This is a genomic window from Arthrobacter sp. Y3223164, from assembly GCF_059091005.1.
In genome coordinates, this window is the sequence record NZ_JBNHGF010000233.1 from 1 (window position 1) to 4,576 (window position 4,576).

A 4,576-nucleotide genomic window follows, 5' to 3' on the forward strand; every position below is an offset into this window, starting at 1 on the left:
GGCCGGCATCGCCTGGTCCGACGTCGCCGCCGTCGAGCTCAACGAGGCCTTCGCCGCGCAGTCGCTGGCGTGCATCGACAACTGGGACATCGACCCGGCGATCGTGAACGCCTGGGGCGGGGCCGTGGCCATCGGCCACCCGCTGGGCGCCTCGGGCATCCGCATCCTCGGCACTCTGGCCCGCCGGCTGCGGGAATCGGGGGACCGCTGGGGCGTGGCCGCCATCTGCATCGGCGTGGGCCAGGGCCTCGCCGTCGTGCTGGAAAACGTCAACTCAACCAAGAACTAAGGAGGTAAGCGGGTGCCTACATTCGCTGCTACTGCCCGGGACGCCGTGGCCGGCATCCAGGACGGCGCCACGGTGCTGATCGGCGGCTTCGGCAACGCCGGCCAACCGATGGAACTGATCGACGCGCTGATGGACTGCGGCGCCACCGACCTGACCGTGGTGAACAACAACGCCGGGCAGGCGGACGCCGGGCTGGCGCTGCTGATCAAGGAGCGCAGGGTCAAGAAGATCATCTGCTCCTTCCCGCGCCAGTCCGACTCCTGGCACTTCGACACCGCCTACCGCGCCGGCGAAATCGAACTGGAACTGGTGCCGCAGGGCAACCTGGCCGAACGCATCCGCGCCGCCGGCGCCGGGATCGGCGCCTTCTTCACGCCCACCGGCTACGGCACCATGCTGGCCGAGGGCAAGGAGACCCGGATGATCGACGGGCGCGGCTACGTGCTCGAGACGCCGATCCACGGCGACGTCGCGCTGATCAAGGCGCTGACCTCCGACCGGAAGGGCAACCTGGTCTACCGCAAGACCGCCCGCAACTTCGGACCGATCATGGCCGCCGCCGCCAAGAAGAGCATCGTGCAGGTCTCCGGCATCGTGGAGACCGGCCAACTGGATCCCGAGGTCATCGTGACTCCGGGCATCTACGTGGACACCGTCGTCGAAATTGCGCCGCAGGCCGCAGAGGGAGAGGCAAACCAGTGAGCGAGAAACTCAGCCGCGAAGATCTGGCCAGGCTGGTGGCCCGGGACATCCAGCCCGGTTCCTTCGTCAACCTTGGCATCGGCCAGCCGACGTCGGTCTCCAACTACCTGACCGCCGAGCAGGACATCACCCTGCACACCGAAAACGGCATGCTGGGCATGGGCCCGGAGGCGCAGGGCGACCAGATCGACCAGGACCTGATCAACGCGGGCAAGGTCCCGGTCACCGAGGTGCCGGGCGCGTCCTACTTCCACCACGCCGACTCCTTCGCCATGATGCGCGGTGGCCACCTGGACGTCTGCGTGCTCGGCGCGTTCCAGGTCTCCGCCACCGGCGACCTGGCCAACTGGCACACCGGCGCACCCGACGCCATTCCCGCCGTCGGCGGCGCGATGGACCTGGCCACGGGGGCCAAGGACGTCTACGTGATGATGTCCCTGTTCACCAAGGACGGCAAGCCGAAGCTGGTGCCCGAATGCACCTACCCGCTCACGGGAGTGGGCTGCGTCACCCGCGTATACACTAATGACGCGGTCTTCCTGATTACCGAGGAAGGCGTGCGCGTGCGCGAAACGTTCGGGAACACGCTTGAGGAACTGCAGTCCAAGATGGACATCAAGCTGCTTCCGCCCACCGAGTAAAAGGAACCATGACCGAGACCAAGACGCCGGGCGACCAGTTCGTCCAGTCGCTGGCCCGCGGATTGACCGTGATCAGGGCCTTCGACGCCGACAACGTCACCATGACGCTCAGCGAGGTCTCCAAGAGGACCGGCCTGACCCGTGCCACCGCGCGGAGGTTCCTGCACACCCTGGTCGACCTGGGCTATGTGCGCACCGACGGCCGCGTCTTCGAACTCACCGCTCTGGTGCTCCAGCTGGGGTATTCCTACCTCGCCGGGCAGAGTCTGCCCCAGCTGGTGCAGCCATTGCTGGAAGAGCTTTCCGCGGAGCTGCATGAATCCACCTCCGCGTCGATTCTCGACGGCGATGAGATCGTCTACATCGCCCGCATCCACACCCGGCGGATCATGACCGTGGGCATCATGGTGGGCACGCGTTTCCCCGCCTACGCCACATCCATGGGCCGCGTGCTGCTCGCCGGCCTGCCCGCCGGCCGGCTGGAGGACTATCTGGCCTCGGCCGAGCTGAAGCCGTTGACGTCACGGACCATCTCCGACCCGGACAAGCTTCGGGCGGAGCTGGACAAGGTGCGGAGCCAGGGATGGGCCCTGGTGGACCAGGAACTGGAGATCGGCCTGCGCTCGGTGGCCGTTCCGGTCCTGCATCCGGACGGGTCCGTGGCCGCCGCCCTGAACATGTCCATGCAGGCATCGCTGGCAGACGGCACCCGGGACGTCGACGCCGTCGTCGCGGAAGCCCTGCCGAAGCTGCAGGCCGTCGCCGCCAAGGTCACCGACGCGCTGCGCGCCCAGCAATAGGTCCCGAAGGCGGGCGCGCCGGCCCCGCCGCCGGCAGGAATCGAGTTCCCCAGGGAGGATTGCGTACATGGGAAAACGTCAAACCATGGGTTCGCTCCGGGCCGCCTCCGGCCTGGCGGGGGAACTGCTCGTGACCCTGGGCGCCATCGTCCTCCTCTACGTCATCTGGCAGCTGTGGTGGACCAACCTGGACGCCCGGGCGGCGCAGCAGGACGCGGTCAGCGCCCTGTCCCGGCAATTCGAAGGTCCCGCCGTGACGGCCGCCGCCGAGGACTTCGGGCCGCCGCAGACGGGCGGGCAGCCCCGGGCCGGCGAGACCTTCGGGATCGTCTACGTCCCGCGCTTCGGCGATGACTTCACCGTGCCGGTCTCGGCGGGGGTGGGTCCCGAGATCCTCGATTCGCTGGGGCTGGGCATGTACGACGGCACGGCGATGCCGGGGGAGGTCGGAAACTTCGCGGTGGCCGGCCATCGCCAGACCTACGGCAAGGTCCTCGACAACATCGACGCGCTCCGGCCCGGGGACCGCATCCATGTGCGCACTGCCGACGGGTACTTCACCTACGTCTTCGAGGAGCACACCATCGTGACGCCGGACCGGACGGATGTACTGCTGCCGGTGCCGGAAAAACCGGGGGCCGAACCTGTCAGGGCGATGATGACCCTGACCACCTGTCATCCACGGTTCGGCGACCGGGAGCGGTACATCGCGTACGCCGCGCTGGAATCATGGCGCCCCGCCGAGGCGGGACCGCCTGCCGACATCGCCGGCCTGGTCGCCGCGCAGGCAGGAGCCTGAGGTGTACGCCTGGATCTTCCGCAACCTGCCCGGCCCGTTCGCCGTGCGGATCCTGCTGTCGCTGATGCTGCTGGCGGCGGTCGTCCTGGTGCTCCTGGAGTTCGTTTTCCCGTGGATCAGTTCCCTCGGGCTGCTGGAAGGCGAGGCAACACTCAGCCAGGGCCGGGCAGACGGCGGGGCCTGGGAGCGGTCAGGGTAGGACGACCCGCGTTGCCGCGGACCCGGCAGGCGCGCCGGATTAGCGGATGTGACCTGCATCATTTATATTTCTGCAAGGGCCGGTAAATGCCGGCCGACGCAGGGCGCCGAAGCAATCGGATCGGCGCGATCTCCGCCCTGCCAGGACAGCCGAGTTGGGGACAGGACATTTCACGTGACATCACGACTGCGCGCTGCGCTGCTCACCGGCACTGTTGCCGCCGCTCTCGCCCTGGGCAGCGTTCCCGCCCACGCCGGCAGCCAGGATCCGGCCGAGATGCAGGCCCCGATCCCCGGTGACACCGCCCCGTCGCCGGGCCCGGACGCGGTTGCCGCCGGGATGGTTGCGTCGGAAGTCGCCGCGGGCACGCCGGTTGAAGAAACTGCCCCTGCCGAGCCGGTTCAGGCGGAGCAGGAAGAGGCCCTGGCTGACGCCGTGGTTACCCTGCTGGTCGAGGCTCCCGAAGCGGACAACGACGGTGTGCCGTCGGACGGCGCCGTCGGCACCGACGGGGCCGCGGGCGAATCCCCCGCCGGCGGCGCAGCGGCGGCCTCCGCGGAAGATGTCCCGGCCGAGGACTCAACTCCGGCACCGGAAACCATGCCCACTTCTCCCGTCGCCGATCCGTCCGCCCCTGCCGTGGAGCCCCCCACGGAGGCTGCGCCCGCACCCGCAGCTCCTCCGGCGGCAAAACCCGCTCCCGTGATCGAGCCGATTGTGGTGGGCGGACGTACCCTGACCCACAGGCACTTCAACATCCCGGATGACATCGCCGCCAGCGACGAGGAAACCGTCATGCGCTGGATGGAAGAGAACATGGACCTCGTGCTCGAGTCCGAGGGCATGACGTACCTGATGGACCTCATCATGGAGTACCTCATGGCGGGCGACGTGGACGGCCTGGCCGCCTTGATCCGCGAAATGAGCGCCTCCGATCCTGCAGCGGGGGAGGAGCTCATTCTGTGGATGTACGAGCTGTTCGAAGGAATCGGTGAATGGCCGGGCGACTTCGGCGAGTGGCCGTATGGCGAGGAGTTTGGACCGGCGGAACCGGTCGAGGAACCTGCAGCAGTTGTCAGCCCGGCCTCGCAGCCCCAGCCGGCAGCGCCGTCGAACGTGCTGCCGGTGGCCGTCCCGGCCGGCGCG

5 protein-coding genes and 2 pseudogenes are annotated in these 4,576 nt (G+C 68.5%); all 7 read left to right on the forward strand.

Annotated features, from left to right (window positions below; all coding sequences use genetic code 11):
* Nucleotides 1-289: pseudogene (locus tag AC5RUJ_RS11520) on the forward strand (3-oxoadipyl-CoA thiolase); the annotation flags it as partial.
* Between the two features lie 12 nt (nucleotides 290-301).
* On the forward strand, nucleotides 302-991 hold the full coding sequence (locus AC5RUJ_RS11525) for a 3-oxoacid CoA-transferase subunit A (RefSeq protein WP_494022486.1): 690 nt from the start codon (nucleotides 302-304) through the stop codon (nucleotides 989-991).
* Nucleotides 988-1,632 (forward strand): 3-oxoacid CoA-transferase subunit B, encoded by a 645-nt coding sequence (locus tag AC5RUJ_RS11530; RefSeq protein ID WP_494128406.1) that lies wholly within the window; start codon nucleotides 988-990, stop codon nucleotides 1,630-1,632. The genes AC5RUJ_RS11525 and AC5RUJ_RS11530 overlap by 4 nt, the downstream gene beginning before the upstream one ends.
* Before the next feature lie 8 nt (nucleotides 1,633-1,640).
* A complete protein-coding gene (locus AC5RUJ_RS11535; protein WP_494000487.1) occupies nucleotides 1,641-2,432 on the forward strand; it encodes an IclR family transcriptional regulator domain-containing protein in 792 nt (263 codons plus the stop codon).
* 67 nt (nucleotides 2,433-2,499) lie between these two features.
* Nucleotides 2,500-3,231, forward strand: a complete 732-nt coding sequence (locus AC5RUJ_RS11540) for a class E sortase (protein WP_494102373.1) — start codon at nucleotides 2,500-2,502, stop codon at nucleotides 3,229-3,231.
* 1 nt (nucleotide 3,232) lies between these two features.
* Nucleotides 3,233-3,430: a hypothetical protein gene (locus AC5RUJ_RS11545; protein WP_494102374.1), complete on the forward strand. Its 198-nt coding sequence runs from the start codon at nucleotides 3,233-3,235 to the stop codon at nucleotides 3,428-3,430.
* Between the two features lie 174 nt (nucleotides 3,431-3,604).
* Nucleotides 3,605-4,576: pseudogene (locus AC5RUJ_RS11550) on the forward strand (hypothetical protein); the annotation flags it as partial.

What these genes read in the sequence shown, in the direction of transcription:
- AC5RUJ_RS11540 (WP_494102373.1), top strand. Translation starts at nt 2,500, where the DNA reads ATGGGAAAACGTCAAACCATGGGTTCGCTCCGGGCCGCCTCCGGCCTG.
- AC5RUJ_RS11535 (WP_494000487.1), top strand. Translation starts at nt 1,641, where the DNA reads ATGACCGAGACCAAGACGCCGGGCGACCAGTTCGTCCAGTCGCTGGCC.